Here is a 1,010-nt window from a genome sequence, read left to right on the forward strand (position 1 = left end):
AGCCGTGGAAGGAGCCCGGCCAGCGCTCGCAGCAGACGGGCCGGCAGGATCAGGTGTCCGAGACCGGTCGCCGGCCGGCGGGCGGCCAGAACGACTGAGGCCCGGGGACCACTCGGGGTCGCGTAGCCCGATCGGCACACCTCGTGACGAGGTCGCGCCACGCTCGTGTGTGCGCTGACAAACTTAGCACATCATGATATCTGACTCGATGGTTGCGCTGCAAACCGCGGCGGCCGGCGCTACGGCGCATGCCGCCGCGGCAGGACGACTTCGTCAGGACGACTTCGACCGGCGGCGGCTCGCCACGGATACCCGAGACAGGACCGCCCATGAACCTTCAGACCCCCGCCGGCCGCAGGACACGAGCCTCCTCCGGCGCCGCCGTCGATTTCGGCACCATGCGGGCCAATGCTCGCGAGGCCAGCGAATTCCTGAAAGCCCTGTCGCACGAGGCGCGGCTGGTCATCCTCTGCATGCTGACCGAAGGCGAGAAGTCGGTGAGCGAGATCGAGCAGACGGTGAAATTGCGCCAGCCCGCGGTGTCGCAGCAGCTCGCCCGGTTGCGGGCCGACGACCTCGTCGAGACCCGTCGCGACGGGAAGAACGTGTACTACTCGCTCGCCCGCCCCGAGGTGCGCGAGATCATCGCGGCCCTGCACAAGTCCTTCTGCAAGCCACCCCGCCGCAGCCGCTGAGCCTGGGGTGACCCGTCTCCGGTCGGCGCGGGCGCGCCTCGCGCGGCGACGCCGTGAGGAGAACGACATCTCGGCGGACAGACCGAGCGGCCGGCACCGATATGTCCTCTGAGCCTGTGGAGACGACGTGACGACATCCACCATCGCAGTCGTGGGCGGCGGCCTGATGGGCCACGGCATCGCCCACCTGTTCGCCACGGCCGGACACGAGGTCCGCATCTTCGAGCCCTCCGAGGCGGTGCGCCGCACCATCCCGACCCGGCTCGGCCTCATCTCAGACCTTCTCGAGCAGGACATCGGTGCGATCGAGCGCAT

At 69.3% G+C, this 1,010-nt stretch carries 2 protein-coding genes; both read left to right on the forward strand.

Annotation, left to right across the window (positions count from 1 at the left end; genetic code table 11):
* Nucleotides 1-398: 398 nt before the first annotated feature.
* A complete protein-coding gene (locus CH341_RS31510) occupies nucleotides 399-695 on the forward strand; it encodes an ArsR/SmtB family transcription factor (protein WP_111423673.1) in 297 nt (98 codons plus the stop codon).
* A gap of 127 nt (nucleotides 696-822) precedes the next feature.
* On the forward strand, nucleotides 823-1,010 hold a 188-nt coding region (locus CH341_RS31515; protein ID WP_170149891.1), incomplete at its 3' end, for a 3-hydroxyacyl-CoA dehydrogenase NAD-binding domain-containing protein.

Source organism: Rhodoplanes roseus (assembly GCF_003258865.1).
GTDB lineage: Bacteria > Pseudomonadota > Alphaproteobacteria > Rhizobiales > Xanthobacteraceae > Rhodoplanes > Rhodoplanes roseus.